Genomic DNA, 16,503 nt, shown 5'->3' on the forward strand with positions numbered 1-16,503 from the left:
TCTAAATCATGCGTCGCCGCGTCACACAACCGCCGCACGAACAGCCAAGCTTGTTGTCACGAAGGGCGCGGGCCCAATTTCTATTCGGAGTTCGAGACTTATGCAGATCGAGTTCGTCGCGGCCGGCGCCGCGATCGGCGAGAAGAGCGTGCTGGCCCTGGGCGTGTTCGAGGGCGAGATCCTGGCCGGCGCGGCCGGGCAGGCCGACGCCGCCGCGGGCGGGGCGATCGGTCGGGCGGCCGGCGCCCAGCGCTTCACCGGCGCCAAGGGACAGGTCCTGGACGTCCTGGGCGCGGCAGGCGAAGCGGCGCGAGTGGTGCTGGTCGGGCTCGGCAAGAAGGACGGTTTCGACGACCTGGGCGCCGAGAACGCCGCCGCCAGCGCCTATAACGCCGTGAAGACCTCCGGCCTGACCACTCTGCGTGTCGTGCTGCCTGATGCGGCCTCCGCCGCGCGCGCGGCGCTGGGCCTGCGCCTGGCCTCGTACCGTTTCGACCGCTACCGGACCAAAGAGCCGGCGGACAAGAAGCCGTCGATCGTCAACGCCCAGATCGTCGCCGCCGACGCCGACAAGGCCGGCGCCGACTTCGCCCCGCTGGCGGCCCTGGCCGATGCGGTGGCGTTCTCGCGCGACCTGGTGTCCGAGCCCCCGAACGTACTCTATCCGGCCGAGTTCGCCGCCCGCGTGAAGGCGCTGGAGACCCTCGGTCTCGAGGTCGAGGTGCTGGGCGAGGCCGAGATGATGAAGCTCGGCATGGGCAGCCTGCTGGGCGTCGGCCAGGGCAGCGTCCGCGAAAGCCAGCTGGCGATCATGAAGTGGTACGGCGCCGAAGACAAAAAGGCGCAGCCCATCGCTTTCGTCGGCAAAGGCGTCTGCTTTGACACCGGCGGCATCTCGATCAAGCCGGCCGACGGCATGGAAGACATGAAGTGGGACATGGGCGGCGCGGCCGCCGTGGCCGGCGTCATGCACGTGCTGGCCGGCCGCAAGGCCAAGGTCAACGCCATCGGCATCCTCGGCCTGGTGGAGAACATGCCTGACGGCAACGCCCAGCGCCCGGGCGACGTGGTCACCTCGATGTCGGGCCAGACCATTGAGATCATCAACACCGACGCCGAAGGCCGCCTCGTGCTGGCCGACGCCGTCTGGTACTGCCAGGAGCGTTTCAAGCCGAAGTTCATGGTCGACCTGGCCACCCTGACCGGCGCGATCATCATCAGCCTGGGCAACGACTATGCTGGGCTGTTCTCGAACAACGACGAGCTGTCGGCCAACCTGCTGGCGGCCTCGGCTGCCGAAGCCGAGCCGCTGTGGCGGATGCCGCTGCCGGCCCAGTACGACAAGAACATCGACTCGATGATCGCCGACATGAAGAACACCGGCGGCCGTCCGGGCGGCTCGATCACCGCGGCGCTGTTTATTCAGCGCTTCGTCAACGGCGTGCCGTGGGCCCACCTCGACATCGCCTCGACCGCCTGGAAGAAGCCGTCGACCGTGCCGACCATCCCGGACGGGGCGACCGGCTATGGCGTGCGCCTGCTGAACCGCATGGTGCAGGACAAGTACGAAGGCTGATCGTGCTGGATTTCCCTCCCCCTCGTGGGGAGGGACGGGTCGCGATGCGATCAGGGGGGGACTGCTGACTCAGCAAAGCCCCACCCGTCTCGCCGCTGTGCGGCGATCCACCCTCCCCATGAAGGGGAGGGAGAAGAAGGGCTTCATGCGATTCATCCTCCTGCACAGTCCGCTGACCGGCCCGGCGGCCTGGACGCCGCTGGCGACCGAACTGGCTCGGCGGGGGATCGAGGCCACCGTGCCGGCGATCCCGCCGCTGTCGGTGCTGGCCGCGCCCTACTACGAGAGCGTCGCGCGCGCGGTGGCCGTGCAGGCGCTGGGGCAGGGCGGACCCTTTGTGTTGGCCGTGCATTCGGCCGCCGGAGGCCTGGCGCCCGGCGTGGTGGCGGCGATGCGCGGCCAGGTGCGCGGGGTGCTCTATGTGGACGCGATTCCGCCTCATCCGGGCCGCTGCTGGTTCGAGACGGCCGGCGAGGGACTGGTCGCCAGCCTGAAGGCCAAGGCAGAAGGCGGTATGATCCCGGCCTGGGACCAATGGTTCCCGCCCGGCGCGCTGGAGGCGCTGTTGCCCGAAGGGGCGCTGCGCGAACGCTTCACGGCCGAACTGTCCCCGACGCCGCTGACCTGGTTCGAGGAGACTGCGCCGCAGACCGATTTGCCGGGCGACGTCGGCTGGGGCTTCCTGCGGCTGTCGAAGGCCTATGAGCGCGAGGCCGGCGAGGCAAGGCGGCTGGGCTGGCCCACGCTGCGGCGGGACCTGCACCATCTAGCCATGGCGACGCATCCGGCCGAGACTGCGGACGCCATGTTGGCCCTGACGCGGCTCTTGGGACTGAGGACGACGGCTTGAGCGAGGCGCCCTGTGAGGTCTGGTTCTACCACCTGGAGCGATCCGGGCTGGACCAGGTGCTGCCCGAACTGCTGGAGCGGACTTTGGGACGCGGCTGGAAGGCGATCGTGCGCGCGCGGGAGGCCGACCGCGTGGAGCATATGGACGGCTGGCTGTGGGCTTATCGCGACGACAGCTTCCTGCCGCACGGCCCGTCGGGCGAGCCGCAGGCCGAGCGCCAGCCGATCCTCCTGACAACAGGCTTCGAGAACCCGAACGGGGCGGATGTGCTGTTCCTGGTCGACGGCGCCGAACCAGGAGAGCTTGCCGGATACGCCCGATGCATGATCGTCTTCGACGGACGTGACGAGGCGCAGCTTGCCGTGGCGCGCAGCCAGTGGAAGGCGGTCAAGGCCAAGGGCCACCTCGCCACTTACTGGAAGCAACAGGATCGGGGATGGGAGAAGCAGGCATGAGGAAGGTCCTGGCGTTCGGTGTGATCCTGGTCGCCCTGAGCGGCTGCGTGAGCGAGCCGTCTGCGCCCGCGCCCCCGCCGCCTGCGCCCTCGCGGCCGGCCCCGCCGCCTCCGCCGCCGCCGAAGGAGCCAGACCACTGCGGCGCCGCCGAGGCGCAGAAGTTCGTCGGCCGCCCGCGCAGCGAGATCCCGGTCCCGCTGAAGCCGAACTCGCAGCGAGTGGCTTGCACGACCTGCCCGATGACCATGGACTATCGCCAGGACCGGCTGAACTTCCTCTTCGACGCCGCGACCGGCATCGTGAAAGAGGTCAAGTGCGGGTAGGGCGGGCCGCGGCCTAGGGCTGCTTCGGCGGCGTAGGCGGCGAGATGAAGGAACCCGCCGGCCCCGGGAACACGACCGGGCTCTGGGAGCCGTCGGCGGCGAGCGACGAGACACCGAAGAACCAGTCGTCGATGACGATCCCCTGCAGCGTGGTCGAGGTTCCGGTCACGTCGCGCGACTGGCTCCACTGAGGCTCGGTCGTGCCGCGCCAGTGGACGCGGTAGCCGGCTGCGCCGTCGACGGGCATCCAGCTCAGCTTCGTGTCGGGCGACACGGCGCCTTCGATCTTCACGCCTTCTGGCGGGGCCGGGGCGCGGGCCAGCGCGGCCATGGTCATCGCGTTCAGGCGGGTGACGCGGGCGAGATAGGGAAAGTCGACGCCATCGATGGTGTCGCCATAGACGCGGCCGTTCTCGGTGCGCAGATCCTGGTGCTGGCGGTCGTAGTGTTCGGCCGCCTCGGTCACGCGTACGGCCGGGAAGCCTTTGGCCAGCATCTCGACCTGATCGCCGCCGCGGCCATAGCGGTCGGTGCGGTAGACCATCATCACGTCCAGCTTTCCGAGGTCGGCGGCCTGCCGGTCGGCAAGGGCGTCGACGAAGCGGGCGAGGTTGCGCGAGGGACTGTCGACTTCGCCGCCATTGTAGCGGCGCTGATTGGCCTGCTCGGGCGTCTCGACGCTCTTGGTGCCTTCGGAGAACACCCGGACGCGGTCGCGAACGACGACGCCGGACTGGCCGTGGGTGTTGCCGACGATGTCGTTGTTGAGATTGGCCTCGACCTTCCAGCCGCGCTGGACGGCGAAGTCGGCGAGCACCTTGCCGCCGAGCAGACCCTGCTCCTCGCCTTCGAGGGCGGCGAAGACCAGGGTGGCGGGGAATTTGTATTTGGAAAGCACGCGGGCGGCTTCCATGACCGCGGCCACGCCTGAGGCGTCGTCATTGGCGCCTGGCGCGTCGCTGATCGCGTTCATCGGGTCACTGACCCGGCTGTCGATGTGGCCAGAGATGACGATGACGCGGGCGGGGTCGCTGGTTCCCCGCTGAATGGCCAGGATCGCGCCCACCTCGCTGGGTGTGGGGACGCGTTTCCCGGTGAAGGTCTGCTTGGGGACCTGGACCTCCAGGCAGCCGCCGCACTCTTTCGACATCGCTTCGAACTGCGCCGCAGCCCAGCGTTCGGCCGCACCGATGCCGCGAGTTGGGGAAGCGCGGTCCGACAAGGTGTGACGGGTGCCGAACCCGATGAGTTTCTCGATGGTGGCGCGCAGTCTGGCCTCGTCGACGGACTTGGCGATGGCCGAGAGTTGGGCGTCGGGCTTTTCGGCGGCGCCGGCAGGGCCGGCGGCGAGCAGGACGGCCGTCGAGGCGGCGAGGATGGCGCGCATGGATCGTTTCCCCCGTTTGAAGGATGATCAGTACGCCGCCTTCGCCGCTGGGCTCAAGCTCAGGGCGCCAGACGCACGGTCACGGTCGTGGAAAGACCGGGCCGCAGGCGCGTCAGGTCGGGCTGGCCGGCGTCGAGCGCGATACGGACGGGCACCCGCTGGACGATCTTGGTGAAGTTGCCGGTCCCCGGCTCGAACGGCAGCAGCGAGAACTGCGACCCCGAGCCCGGCGCGAAGCTGTCGACCTTGCCGTGCAACTCGACGCCGGGCAGGGCGTCGATCTTCACCTTTGCGGCCTGGCCCGGCGCCATGCGTGCGACCTGCGTCTCCTTGAAGTTGGCGGTGACGTAGAGGCTGCGCATCGGGACCACCGTCAACAGGCGCGAACCCGGCTGGACATAATCGCCCGGTTCGACCTGGCGGTCGCCGACCACCCCGTCGATCGGGGCCAGCACGACGGCGTGGGCCTGATCCTGGCGGGCGAGGTTCAGCGCGGCCTCGGCCCGAGCGACCCCGGCCTCGGCCTGGGCGAGACCGGCCGCCAGGGTGGCGCGCTTGGCGCCGGTGACGGCGGCCTGGTTGCGGCTGACCTGGTACTGGGCCTCGCTGCGCTGGACGTCGGAGGCGGCGGTGATGGCGGCGGCGCGCACCTGGTCGGCGTCGCGGCGGGCGACCGCGCCGGAGGCCACCAGGCTGTCGAACCGGGCGCGGTCGGCCTGGGCCCGTTCGTTCTGGGCGTTTGCAGAGCGAACGCCAGACTGGGCGGCAGTGATGTTGGCGGCCGCCAGACGCTCTTCGGCCTCGAGGGCGACGAAGGCGGCGCGGGCCGAGAGCACGGCGGCCTGGGCGTTCTGCAGGTCGGCGGAGGCCGAGGCGACGCGGGAATCGAACTCCTCGGAATCGATGCGCACCAGCGGCTGGCCGCGGCGGACCGGCTGGTTGTGGGCCACCAGCACCTCGGCGACCAGGCCGCGGACCTTAGGGGCGACGGTGGAGCTGTCGGCCTGGACATAGGCCGCATCGGTCGAGACCGACGACTTGGGCATGGCGATGACCGCGCCGCCGGCGACTGCTGCGGCGATCGCCGCGCCGACCGCAAGAGTCGTGCGTCGCGAGAAGGGCAGCCCACGGCGAGGCGCGGCGGCAGACTCGGCTGCGAGCGAGACGGCGGCTTCGGACATCAGGCGGCCTCCAGGCCGAGGCGGGTGAAAAGACCTTCGCGCGACCGGCGCAGGATCAGGTCGGAGCGGTCCGGGTCGGGCTCGGCCCGGGAGAGGGAAAGGGCCCCGACCAGCTCGGCCAGGACGCAGCCGGCCTCCAGATCGGGTTCCGGGCGGCCGAGCTCGGCGAGATTGCGCGCCATCTGGGTTTCGAGATGGGCGACGCCGGCGGCGAAGCGCTGGCGCGAGGCGGCGGTCAGCCGCGGTGCGTCGGCGTTCAGGAATGGCAGCGGGCAACTGGCGCTGCGCGTGTCGCGGTGCTGAGGCGACAGGTAGAAGCCGATGTAGGAGGTAAGGCGCTGAGCCGCCGTGAGATCGGTCGCGTCGAGCACCATGCGGCCCTTGGCTTCCTCGAACATCTGGCCAATGCCGGCGGCGACGAGGTCGTCCTTCGACTTGAAGTGGGCATAGAAGCCGCCGTGGGTCAGCCCAGCCTTGGCCATCACATCGGCGACGGCGACGCGGTGCGGGCCCACGGTGCGGATGGCCTTCGCGGCCTCGATCAGCACCCGCTCGCGGGTCTTTTCCTTATGTCCGGCCTCGTAACGCATGCTTGCGGCCTCCTTTTATATGATGCACATCATATCATAAATCTGAGGAAGGCAAGGTCGGTCGATGGGTGAAGTGGTCGCCATGGGGCCCGCCAGGGGCGAGGCGTTCGATCCGCAGGCGCTGCCGACGTCGCGCAAGTTCCTGATCTTCGGGGTGCTGGCGTTCGGGCAATTCATGGCCCTGATCGACATCCAGATCGTCGCGGCCTCGCTGAACAGTGTGCAGGCCGGACTTTCGGCGGGCCCGGACGAGATCAGTTGGGTGCAGACCGGCTACCTGATGGCCGAGCTGGTGATGATTCCATTCGCCGCCTTCCTGGCCCAGGCGTTGTCGACGCGGTGGCTGTTCGCGGCCTCGGCCGGCCTCTTCACCCTGGCCAGCGCCCTGTGCGGCATGGCCTGGGACATCGATTCGATGATCGCCTTCCGGATGATCCAGGGCTTTGTCGGCGGGGCGATGGTCCCGACGGTGTTCGCGACGGGCTTCACCCTCTTCTCAGGTCCGCAGCGGGCGATGATCCCGGCGATCCTGGGCATGGTCTCGGTGCTGGCGCCCACCCTGGGCCCGACGGTCGGCGGCTGGCTGACCGAGGTCGCCGGCTGGCGCTGGATTTTCTATATCAATATCGTGCCGGGCATCGCCGTGACGGCGCTGGCCTTGCTGCTGGTGCGGGTGGACCGGCCGAACCTCTCCATGCTGCGCAAGATCGACTATTCGCACCTGGCGGCGATGGCGGTGTTCCTGGGCGGGCTGGAATACGTCCTGGAGGAAGGGCCGCGACACGATTGGTTCGGCGATCCTTCCATCGCCACGGCGGCCTGGCTTTCGTTCGTGGCCTTCCTGCTGTTCCTGGAGCGCTCGTTCCGCTCGGGCGGACCGATCGTGCGGCTGAGCCCCTTCCGCCGGCCGACCTTCGCCATGGCCTGCGCCTTCAATCTGGTGATCGGGTTCGGGATCTATTCCTCGACCTACCTGATCCCGCTTTTCCTGGGGCGGGTGCGCGGATTCAACAGCATGGAAATCGGCACGACGGTGTTCGTGACGGGCCTGGCGCAGATCATCTCGACAGTGATCGCAGCTCGCCTGTCGCAGCGGGCCGATCCGCGGCACGTGATCACAGTCGGGCTGGTTCTCTTCTCGCTGAGCCTGTGGTGGACAGCGCATCTGACGCCGGACTGGGGCTTCTACGACCTGCTGGGGCCGCAGCTGCTGCGCGGCTTCTCGGTGATGCTCTGCATCGTGCCGAGCGTCAACCTGGCCCTGAACGGGTTCGAGCAGGCGGAGCTGCGCTACGCGTCGGGTCTGTTCAACCTGATGCGCAATCTGGGCGGGGCGATAGGCATAGCCGTGGTCAACACCTGGCTGGGCGACCAAGCCCGCATCCACGTGGCGCGGATGGGCGAGAGCCTGGGGGAGGCGGGCCGCTCGGCGCCGGACTTCGCCGCGGGCCTGGCCGCCCGCTTCGCCGCGATCACGCCTGACCCGGTCCACGCCGCCCTGCTGGCCCAGGCCGAAATGGCCAAGGCGGTCGGGCGCCGGGCCCTGACCTACGCCTTCAACGAATCTTTCCAGCTGATGGCCTGGATGTTCCTGGCGGCGCTGATCATGGTCCCGTTCTGCCGGCCCGCACCTCAGGGCGCGCCGCCGCCTGCCGACGCGCACTGATCAGCGGTCGTCGCGCTTCTTCATGATCCGCTTCCAGGCGGCCCAGGCGCCGGGCGCGACGATCACGGCCGCGAGCAGCAGGTAAACGATGCGAGCTTCCTCAGGCATGTTCAGAACTCGTCGTCGTTGGGGATGTTGAGCAACTCGCCGCAGGCCTTGCAATGGACGGCGTCCACGTCGTGCCGCCGTAGGCCGCAGGTCGGGCAAGTGAAGCGGATCTTGTAGGGCCGGAACAGGGCCTGGGCCAGGCGCACGAACAGTGTAATCCCGGTCAGCATGGTGACGATCGAGATCACCCGTCCCCAGGTTCCCGGCAGGGTGATGTCGCCGAAGCCGGTCGTCGTCAGGGTGGCGATGGTGAAGTAGAGGGCGTCCAGATAGCCATCGATGCCCTCGGTCCGCGCGAAGCTGGTGTAGACGAACCCGGTCATGATGAAGACGAAGGTGATGAGGGTGGAAGCCGCCCGGATCACGTCTTCCCAACGGGTCTCGTTATAGCGCCGCCCGACCGTGTCCCAGAAGAACTCGGAGTGAATGAGCGTCCAGAGGCGCAGCACCCGCAGGAAGGCCAGGTTGAACAGCCAGAGCGGGAAGAGCAGCGTCACCAGGACGAAGAGGTCGATCCATGTCACCGGCCGACGCAGCCAAACGCCCAGGTTGTCGCTGGCGATCGCGCGCGCCACCAAGTCCGCCGCCAGGATCAGGGCCATGGCGTAGTCTACGAACAGGAAGACCGGCGTATCGCGCAGCAGCGGCGAGGCGATGAAAAAGGCGATCATCACGAAGTCGATGGCGATGACCGTCAGGCGGAAGCGGACCGAGCGGTCCGACGTTCCGAAATAGAGCTCGTGCAGGCGCGCCCGGATCCGGGGCGCCAGGCGGCGCTGACCAGGTTCAGGCGAGGAGGCGGCGTCGGCGGGCATGGCGTCAGCTTAGCCGGGCCGGCCGAATGCGGAAGGCCCTAGCCGTCGGCCTTCAGCGCTTCATAGGCCTCATTGGCGTCGAGCCACTCCAGTTCGGCCGCTTCGAGCGCGGCCTGAGCCGTTTCCCGCTGGCGGCCGAGTTCAGCGGCCTTGGCGGGGTTTTCGGTGAAGATCTTCGGGTCGGTCAGGGCCTTGTCGATCCTGGCCACGGCGTCGGTCGCACGGGCGAGCGCGGCCTCTGCGGCCTCGGCTCTGCGGCGCGCCGTGCCGGTCGGGATCTTGGCTTTCGGCGCTGGAATCGGCTTGGACGCGGCGGGTGGTTCGGCCTCCCGCACCTGGGTAGGCGCCTTCCCGGCAAGCTTGGCGCGGTCGATGACGAACTTGGCGTAGTCGTCCATGTCCCCGTCGAAAGGGGCGATGGTCCCGTCCGAGGCCAGCCACAGGCGGTCGGCGACCAACTCCATCAGCGAGCGGTCGTGGGTGATGAGGATCACTGCGCCCTCGTAGTCGTTCAGGGCGTCGAGCAGGGCCCGGCGGCTATCGATGTCCAGGTGGTTGGTCGGTTCGTCGAGGATCAGCAGGTGCGGCTTCTCGGCCGCGACGAGGTTCAGCAGCAGGCGCGCGCGCTCGCCGCCGGAGAGGTTGGCGACCGTGGTCTCGACTTTCTCGTGTCCCAGCCCGTACTGGGCCAGGCGGGAACGGCGGGACGCCTCGGAGGCCTCCGGCATCTCGCGGCGGATGATGTCGAGCGGCGTGTCGTTGGGATCCAGCGCCTCGATCTGATGCTGGTGGAACCAGCCGACCTTGAGCCGTGCCGAGCGCTTCAGGTCGCCGGTCCGGGCGTCCAGCGCGCCGGCGACCAGTTTTGCGAAGGTCGACTTGCCCGCGCCGTTGACGCCCAGCAGGCCGATGCGGTCATCGAGGTCGAGCCGCAGATTCAGGCCCTTCAGGATCGGCGGATCGTCGCCATAGCCTGTCGCCACGCCCTCCAGCCGCACCAGGGGCGGCGCCAGCGGGCGCTCGGGCGAGGGGAGAATGAAGGGCGCCGTGTGTTCGATGACCACGGCCGAGACCGGCGGCAGCTTGGCGAGCATCTTCAGGCGCGACTGAGCCTGGGTCGCCTTGGACGCCTTGGCCCGGAAGCGGTCGACGAAGGACTGGAGGTGCGCGCGCTGGGCCTCGACCTTGGCCTTGGTCGCTTCCTGGAGGCGGGCCTTTTCCTCGCGCTGGCGCTCGAACTGGTCGTAGCCGCCGACATAGAGGGTAAGCTTGCCGTCGATCAGGTGCAGGATATGGTCGCAGCTGTTGTTCAGGATCTCGCGGTCGTGGCTGATGATGACCGCGGTGTGCGGGTACTTTTTCAGCCGGCTTTCCAGCCAGAGCGCGCCTTCCAGGTCGAGATAGTTGGTCGGCTCGTCGAGCAACAGCAGGTCGGGCTCGGCGAAGAGGGCGGCGGCCAACGCGACGCGCATGCGCCATCCGCCGGAGAACTCGGCCATCGGCCGGGCGAGGTCGGCGTTCGAGAAGCCGAGACCGGATAGGATTTCCGCCGCCCGGCTGGGCGCGCGATCCGCCCCGATCTCCGACAGGCGGCCATAGATGTCGCCCATGCGCTCGGGAGTGGCGGTCTCCAGTTCCGCCATCAGCGCGGCGCGTTCCTCGTCGGCGGCCAGTACGGTGTCGATCAAGGGAACCGGCGTGGCCGGGTGCTCCTGGTCGACCGATGCGATGCGGGCCTGCTTGGGATAGCCGATTTCGCCGTCGCCGGCGTGAAGCTGGTCCAGGATCAGCTTGAAGAGGGTCGACTTGCCGACGCCGTTGCGGCCGACCAGGCCGACCTTGGCGCCCACGGGGATACTCACGCTCGCATGGTCGAAGAAGCGGCGGCCCCAGGAGTCGAAAGTCAGGTCGTTGATCAGCAGCATGAGAGCGCGGGGGATTAGCAGAGGCCGGCGCCAAAGGCGACCGCCGCCGCATGCTTGGCGTTGTCACATCAGGCGGCTATAAGCCCGCCACCGCGCGAGAGCCGCGCCTCCCCAAGAATAAGACAAGCAAAGACATGACCGAACGCACCTTCTCGATCATCAAGCCGGACGCCACCAAGCGGAACCTGACCGGCAAGGTCAACGCGGTGATCGAAGACGCCGGCCTGCGCATCGTCGCCCAGCGCCGCATTCAGATGAGCCAGGCGCAAGCTGAGAAGTTCTACGAAGTCCACAAGGAGCGTCCGTTCTTCGGCGAACTCGTGGAATTCATGACCTCGGCCCCGGTCGTGGTTCAGGTGCTGGAAGGCGAAAACGCCGTCGCCAAGTACCGCGAAGTCATGGGCGCGACCAACCCGGAACAAGCCGCCGACGGCACCATCCGCAAGCTGTTCGCCCTGTCGGTCGGTGAAAACTCGGTCCACGGCTCGGACAGCCTGGAGAACGCGAAGATCGAGATCGCCCAGTTCTTCACCGACGACCAGATCGTCGGCTGATCGCTGGAACAGTGAAGCTCGTAGCGCGTTGATATGGAGCGGCTACGAGCCCCACTCTAAAGGTCCATCCCAGCGGACCTGCCGCGAACGAGGGTCCCGTTCGGCGAACGCCGGGCGGGGCCTTTTTGCTTTGTGATCTAGCGCGGCCGGGTGATCTGGCTGGGGCGCAGGTGCGGCGAGTGGAGGCGGTCGTAGGCTTCGGCGGTTTTCAGGTGCAGTGCGGCGTCCAGCAGGCGCGCCCCGCGCAGGCCATTGGGCGGGGGTTCGGGGCTCAGCGCGCGCCAGAGGCTCTCGGCTTCCCGGTGCAGGCGTTCATTTCGATCCATGCGATCCATGCCGGTCGAACAACGTACACGGCGCTAGGTTCCGCCCGGTAAAGTTAAAGAACTGCAAAATTCCCCGAGTGATGCTTTGAGTCACTTGGACTTTTTACTTGTAATGCCTGTCTCACCGACCACCGGTTTGACGCTACGGCACGGGTTTCGCGCAATCCTGCTTTTAGGGTACCTGGGGGCGGCCAGGTGTGGAGGACGCGTTGGGCGAGAGCTTTCCCGAGATCCGCGAATCGGTGCGCAGGCTTTGCGCACAATTCCCTGGTGAATACTGGCGTGAACTCGACCGCGAGCGGGCCTATCCAAGCCAGTTCGTCCAGGCGCTGACGAAAGCCGGCTTTCTGTCGGTGTTGATCCCGGAGCAGTACGGCGGCTCGGGTCTGGGGCTGTCGGCAGCCACGGCGGTGCTGGAGGAAATCCACCGATCAGGCTGCAACGGCGGCGCATGCCACGCCCAGATGTACACCATGGGTACTGTGCTCAAACACGGGTCGGCCGCGCAGAAGGAAATCTATTTGCCCAAGGTGGCGAGCGGTGAGCTGCGGCTACAGGCCTTCGGCGTGACGGAGCCGACGGCCGGGACCGACACGACCCGCATCTCGACCTTCGCCCGGCGCGACGGCGACCATTATGTCGTCACAGGCCAGAAGCTGTGGATCAGCCGGGCGGAGCATTCGGACCTGATGGTTCTCCTCTGCCGGACCACGGCCCGCGAGGACGCGGTGCGGCCGGCCGAGGGGATGAGCGTGCTGTTGGTCGACCTGCGCCACGCGGTCGGGAACGGCCTGACCATTCGGCCGGTTCGCACCATGCTGAACCACGCCACGACCGAGCTCTTCTTCGACGATCTCAAGGTGCCGGTCGAGAACCTGGTGGGCGAGGAAGGCAAGGGCTTCCGCTACATCCTCGACGGCATGAACGCCGAGCGGATTCTGATCGCGTCGGAGTGCATCGGCGACGGCAGGTTCTTTGTCGACCGGGCCAGCGCCTATGCGAGCCAAAGGGAGGTGTTCGGCCGGCCCATCGGTCAGAACCAGGGCGTGCAGTTTCCGATCGCCCGCGCCCACGTGCAGGTCGCCGCCGCCTCGCTGATGGTCGACAAGGCCGCGGCGATGTTTGACGCCGGAGAGCCGTGCGGAACTGAGGCCAACATGGCCAAGATGTTGGCTTCCGAAGCTTCGTGGTTCGCGGCGGACGCGGCGATTCAGACCCACGGCGGCTTCGGTTTCGCCGAGGACTACGACATAGAGCGCAAGTTTCGGGAGACGCGGCTGTATCAGGTGGCGCCGATCTCGACCAACCTGATCCTGAGTCACGTCGGCACCCATGTGCTGGGCATGCCGAAGAGCTTCTGATTTTTCTCCCTCATGTATGAGGGCGGCGAGCGGGGTGCTGGATGTACGATCTTCTGAAAGGCCTGCGGGTCGTTGAGGGCTCGGCCTTCGTGGCGGGTCCGACCTGCGGGCTTTACCTCGCCCAGTTAGGCGCCGAAGTGATCCGCTTCGACAATATCGGCGGGGGGCCCGACTTCCGTCGATGGCCGCTGACGCCGGGCGGCGACAGCCTCTATTGGGAGGGGCTGAACAAAGGCAAGAAGTCCATCGCCATCGACCTGTCCCGGCCGGAAGGCCGCGAGCTGGCCGCACGGCTGGCCGCAGCGCCCGGCGAGCAAGGCGGAGTGTTCGTGACCAACTTCCCGGTCGAAGGTTTTCTTTCCTACGAGAAGCTCAGCGCTTTGCGGCCCGACCTGATCTGCGCGCGGGTCATGGGCTGGGCCGACGGCGGACCGGCGGTCGACTACACCGTGAACAGCGCCGTCGGCGTGCCGCTGATGAACGGCTTCCCCGGGGAGCCGCGGCCGGTCAACAACGTGTTGCCGGCGTGGGACCTGCTGACCGGTGCCTATGCGGCCTTCGCCCTCGTCTCGGCCCTGCACGCGCGTCAACGGGACGGGAAGGGGCGGGAGATCCGCATACCGCTGTCGGACATCGCCGGATCTACCATGGCCAACCTGGGCTATCTGGCCGAAAGCCTGGCGGGCGAGGATCGGCCGCGGATGGGGAACGACCTGTTCGGCGCCTTCGGGCGCGACTTTCAGCTGAGGGGCGGTCAGCGGATCATGCTGGTGGCGATCACGCCGCGCCAGTGGAAGGGCCTGACCGAGGTGCTGGAGATCACCGCTGAGGTCGCAGCGCTGGAAGTTGAGCTGGGCGTGGGCTTCGGCGCCGACGAAGGGGTGAGGTTCGACCATCGCGACCGTCTGTTCCCGATCTTCGAATCCGCCTTCGCCCGCAAGAGCCTGGATGAGCTGAAGCCGGCCTTCGACCGCGAGGGCGTCTGCTGGGGCCCGTATCAGCCGATGAGCGCGGCCGCGGAAGACCCGCGGCTGGTCAAGGGCAATCCGGTCTTTGCGAACATCGCCCAGCCGAGCGGGCGGACCTACCCGGTGGCCGGCTTCGCGGGCACGATCCCGCAGGAATTGCGCCAGGCGCCGCGCCCGGCCTCGCGTCTCGGCCAGCACACCGACGAGGTGCTGAGCGGGATGCTGGGCCTCAGCAGCGGCGAGATCGCCAGATTGCACGACACCGGTGTGGTCGCCGGGCCGGAGGGACGATGAGTACGATCGAGATCGGCGAGCCTTCGGAAGGCGTGAAGGTCGTCACCCTGTCGCGGCCGGACGCCGCCAATGCGCTGAACACCGCCATGGGCGAGGAATTGCTGGCGCTGTGGACCGCGATGGCCGGCGACGCGTCGGTCCGCGTGGCGGTGCTGACCGGAGCCGGGCGGTTCTTCTGCGCCGGGGCGGACCTGAAGGAACGCGACGGCATGAGCGACCAGCAGTGGTCGGACCAGCACGTCATGTTCGAGGCGATGATCCGCGCGCAGTTGGCCTGTCCGTTCCCGATCATCGCGGCGGTCAACGGCGCGGCCATGGGCGGCGGCTGCGAGATGGCCCTGGCCTGCGATTTCGCCTGGGCCTCGGAGACCGCGCGCCTGGGCCTGCCGGAGGCGGGGCTGGGGATCATCCCGGGGCTTGGCGGCACCCAGTACGTCGTGCGGGCAGCCGGAGAGCGGCGGGCCGCCGAGCTGCTGATGTCGGGCCTGCCGATCGATGCAGCGCGCGCTCGGGACTTCGGCCTGGTCAACCACGTGACCCCCCCGGATGAACTGATGCCTCAGGTGCTGGAGCGTGCACGCGTGATCGCCGCCAAGGCGCCGCTGTCTGTGCGGGCGCTGAAGAAAGTGGTGCATGACGGCGCGGCCCTGCCGCTGGACCAGGCCATGGAACTTGAGCTGGTCGAATACAATCGCCTGTTCCGGACAGCCGACCGCCGCGAGGGCGTGGCCGCGTTCAATCAGAAGCGGACGGCCGTGTTTCGCGGGGAATGAGTCGAATTTCCCTCCTCCTTGCAAGGCGGGGGGGATCGGCGCGAAGCGTCGAGATGGGTGGGGCTTGGGACCCCACCCTGAGGGCGTCGCCGCCTGTCCCTCGCCATGAAGGGGAGGAAGATAGCTCGACCTACTCCGCCGCTGCGAGCTCGCCGCAGACGAAGGCGTCTTCGCCGGCCGCGATCAGACCTTCGAGCACTTCGGGCAGATGGGCCGGATCGACGATCAGGATCAGGCCGACGCCGCAATTGAAGGTCCGTCGCATTTCATGCTCCGCGACGCCGCCGACCTCCTGCAGCCACTGAAAGACCGCGGGCAGAGGCCAGGCGTTCCAGTCGAACTTGGCGACCAGGCCTTCGGCGATGGCGCGAGGCGGGTTCTCGATCAGACCGCCGCCGGTGATGTGGGCGCAGCCCTTGAGGCGGCCGGCCTTGATCTGCGGCAGGACGCTCTTGATGTAGATCTTCGTCGGGGCCATCAGCGCCTGGGCCAACGTCTTGCCATCGGCGAACGGCGCGGGTGCGTCCCAGGCCAGGCCGGAGCGCTCGACGATGCGGCGGACCAGCGAATAGCCGTTGGAGTGCGGGCCGGACGAGCCGAGGCCGATCAGCACGTCGCCGGCCTTTTGCGCCGCCAGGTTCGGCAGGACGCCGCCGCGGTCGACCGCGCCGACGCAGAAGCCGGCCAGATCGTAGTCGCCCTCGGAATACATGCCTGGCATTTCCGCGGTCTCGCCGCCGACCAGGGCGGCGCCGGCCTGGTTGCAGCCCTCCGCGATGCCCTTGATCACCCGGGCGGCGGCGTCAACGTCGAGCTTCCCGGTCGCGAAGTAGTCGAGGAACATCAGCGGCTCGGCGCCCTGGGCCAGCAGGTCGTTGACGCACATGGCCACCAGATCGATCCCGACCGTGTCGTGCTGGTCCGTGTCGATGGCGATCTTCAGCTTGGTGCCGACGCCGTCGGTCGTGGTGACCAGCAACGGATCGTCGTATCCGGCCGCCTTCAGGTCGAACAGCGCGCCGAAGCCGCCGAGCGCCGCATCGGCCCCCGGGCGGCGCGTCGCCTTGGCGAAGGGCTTGATACGCTCTATCAGGGCGTTTCCGGCATCGATGTCGACGCCGGCCTGGGCGTAGGTGAGGCCATTGGGCCGGTCGGTCATGTGACGCCTTTGGGTACCAGGACGATTAAGAAATTGGCCGCTGCGCGCATGTGGCGCTTGCAGACTCGGCCTTGCGCGAGCGTATAGCTACTTGATGACGCCGATTACAACTACCGCCGAACTCCAGGCGTTCTGCGACAAGATCAAAGGCCAGCCCTTCGTCGCCGTGGACACCGAGTTCATGCGCGAGAC

17 protein-coding genes are annotated in these 16,503 nt (G+C 68.0%); 10 read left to right on the top strand and 7 right to left on the bottom strand.

Annotation, left to right across the window (positions count from 1 at the left end):
* The first annotated feature begins 100 nt into the window (after positions 1 to 100).
* The 4 genes from ACE3T2_RS13260 to ACE3T2_RS13275 all read left to right on the top strand — a co-directional run bounded on the left by ACE3T2_RS13260 (position 101) and on the right by ACE3T2_RS13275 (position 3,204).
* The gene (locus ACE3T2_RS13260; RefSeq protein WP_374658086.1) at positions 101 to 1,576 is read left to right on the top strand and encodes a leucyl aminopeptidase; all 1,476 of its coding nucleotides are present in this window, start codon (positions 101 to 103) and stop codon (positions 1,574 to 1,576) included.
* A gap of 145 nt (positions 1,577 to 1,721) precedes the next feature.
* Positions 1,722 to 2,426, top strand: coding sequence for a hypothetical protein (locus ACE3T2_RS13265; RefSeq protein WP_374658088.1), 705 nt, complete (start codon positions 1,722 to 1,724; stop codon positions 2,424 to 2,426).
* Entirely contained in the window at positions 2,423 to 2,881 is a 459-nt protein-coding gene (locus tag ACE3T2_RS13270) for a DNA polymerase III subunit chi (protein ID WP_374658090.1), read from the top strand. Before ACE3T2_RS13265 ends, ACE3T2_RS13270 begins: the two co-directional genes overlap by 4 nt.
* Positions 2,878 to 3,204: a peptidase inhibitor I78 gene (locus ACE3T2_RS13275; protein ID WP_374658092.1), complete on the top strand. Its 327-nt coding sequence runs from the start codon at positions 2,878 to 2,880 to the stop codon at positions 3,202 to 3,204. The genes ACE3T2_RS13270 and ACE3T2_RS13275 overlap by 4 nt, the downstream gene beginning before the upstream one ends.
* 13 nt (positions 3,205 to 3,217) lie before the next feature.
* Here ACE3T2_RS13275 and ACE3T2_RS13280 read toward each other — a convergent pair whose 3' ends face one another.
* The 3 genes from ACE3T2_RS13280 to ACE3T2_RS13290 are packed head-to-tail and all read right to left on the bottom strand — an operon-like array spanning position 3,218 to position 6,362.
* Positions 3,218 to 4,591 carry a M20/M25/M40 family metallo-hydrolase gene (locus tag ACE3T2_RS13280; RefSeq protein WP_374658094.1) on the bottom strand — a complete coding sequence of 458 codons (1,374 nt, stop codon included), beginning with the start codon at positions 4,589 to 4,591 and terminating at the stop codon, positions 3,218 to 3,220.
* Between the two features lie 59 nt (positions 4,592 to 4,650).
* On the bottom strand, positions 4,651 to 5,772 hold the full coding sequence (locus tag ACE3T2_RS13285; RefSeq protein ID WP_374658096.1) for an HlyD family secretion protein: 1,122 nt from the start codon (positions 5,770 to 5,772) through the stop codon (positions 4,651 to 4,653).
* On the bottom strand, positions 5,772 to 6,362 hold the full coding sequence (locus tag ACE3T2_RS13290; protein ID WP_374658098.1) for a TetR/AcrR family transcriptional regulator: 591 nt from the start codon (positions 6,360 to 6,362) through the stop codon (positions 5,772 to 5,774). Before ACE3T2_RS13290 ends, ACE3T2_RS13285 begins: the two co-directional genes overlap by 1 nt.
* 64 nt (positions 6,363 to 6,426) lie before the next feature.
* On the opposite strand from ACE3T2_RS13290, the gene ACE3T2_RS13295 reads away from it, so the two are divergent.
* On the top strand, positions 6,427 to 8,028 hold the full coding sequence (locus tag ACE3T2_RS13295; protein WP_374658100.1) for a DHA2 family efflux MFS transporter permease subunit: 1,602 nt from the start codon (positions 6,427 to 6,429) through the stop codon (positions 8,026 to 8,028).
* Positions 8,029 to 8,138: 110 nt separating this feature from the next.
* On the opposite strand, the gene ACE3T2_RS13300 is transcribed toward ACE3T2_RS13295, so the two are convergent.
* Both ACE3T2_RS13300 and ACE3T2_RS13305 read right to left on the bottom strand, forming a co-directional pair.
* Positions 8,139 to 8,951, bottom strand: coding sequence for a potassium channel family protein (locus ACE3T2_RS13300; protein WP_374658102.1), 813 nt, complete (start codon positions 8,949 to 8,951; stop codon positions 8,139 to 8,141).
* A 38-nt stretch (positions 8,952 to 8,989) separates the two neighbouring features.
* The gene (locus ACE3T2_RS13305) at positions 8,990 to 10,876 is read right to left on the bottom strand and encodes an ABC-F family ATP-binding cassette domain-containing protein (RefSeq protein ID WP_374658104.1); all 1,887 of its coding nucleotides are present in this window, start codon (positions 10,874 to 10,876) and stop codon (positions 8,990 to 8,992) included.
* Between the two features lie 134 nt (positions 10,877 to 11,010).
* On the opposite strand from ACE3T2_RS13305, the gene ndk reads away from it, so the two are divergent.
* Positions 11,011 to 11,430, top strand: coding sequence for a nucleoside-diphosphate kinase (gene ndk / locus ACE3T2_RS13310; protein ID WP_374658106.1), 420 nt, complete (start codon positions 11,011 to 11,013; stop codon positions 11,428 to 11,430).
* Between the two features lie 137 nt (positions 11,431 to 11,567).
* Here the strand turns inward: ndk and ACE3T2_RS13315 are convergent, their stop codons facing one another.
* Complete coding sequence (locus tag ACE3T2_RS13315; RefSeq protein ID WP_374658108.1) at positions 11,568 to 11,756, bottom strand: hypothetical protein; 189 nt, start codon at positions 11,754 to 11,756, stop codon at positions 11,568 to 11,570.
* 197 nt (positions 11,757 to 11,953) lie between these two features.
* Between ACE3T2_RS13315 and ACE3T2_RS13320 the strand changes: the two genes are divergently transcribed.
* From ACE3T2_RS13320 to ACE3T2_RS13330, 3 genes are read left to right on the top strand one after another with little or no spacing between them, the layout of a single operon-like run.
* Positions 11,954 to 13,117: an acyl-CoA dehydrogenase family protein gene (locus ACE3T2_RS13320; protein WP_374658110.1), complete on the top strand. Its 1,164-nt coding sequence runs from the start codon at positions 11,954 to 11,956 to the stop codon at positions 13,115 to 13,117.
* A gap of 41 nt (positions 13,118 to 13,158) precedes the next feature.
* The gene (locus tag ACE3T2_RS13325; RefSeq protein ID WP_374658112.1) at positions 13,159 to 14,379 is read left to right on the top strand and encodes a CoA transferase; all 1,221 of its coding nucleotides are present in this window, start codon (positions 13,159 to 13,161) and stop codon (positions 14,377 to 14,379) included.
* A complete protein-coding gene (locus tag ACE3T2_RS13330; protein WP_374658114.1) occupies positions 14,376 to 15,152 on the top strand; it encodes an enoyl-CoA hydratase/isomerase family protein in 777 nt (258 codons plus the stop codon). Before ACE3T2_RS13325 ends, ACE3T2_RS13330 begins: the two co-directional genes overlap by 4 nt.
* Before the next feature lie 130 nt (positions 15,153 to 15,282).
* On the opposite strand, the gene purM is transcribed toward ACE3T2_RS13330, so the two are convergent.
* Positions 15,283 to 16,311, bottom strand: coding sequence for a phosphoribosylformylglycinamidine cyclo-ligase (purM, locus tag ACE3T2_RS13335; RefSeq protein ID WP_374658116.1), 1,029 nt, complete (start codon positions 16,309 to 16,311; stop codon positions 15,283 to 15,285).
* Between the two features lie 94 nt (positions 16,312 to 16,405).
* On the opposite strand from purM, the gene ACE3T2_RS13340 reads away from it, so the two are divergent.
* The coding region (locus ACE3T2_RS13340; protein WP_374658124.1) for a hypothetical protein at positions 16,406 to 16,503 on the top strand (98 nt) is incomplete at its 3' end.

Source organism: Phenylobacterium sp. (assembly GCF_041919955.1).
Lineage (GTDB): Bacteria > Pseudomonadota > Alphaproteobacteria > Caulobacterales > Caulobacteraceae > Phenylobacterium.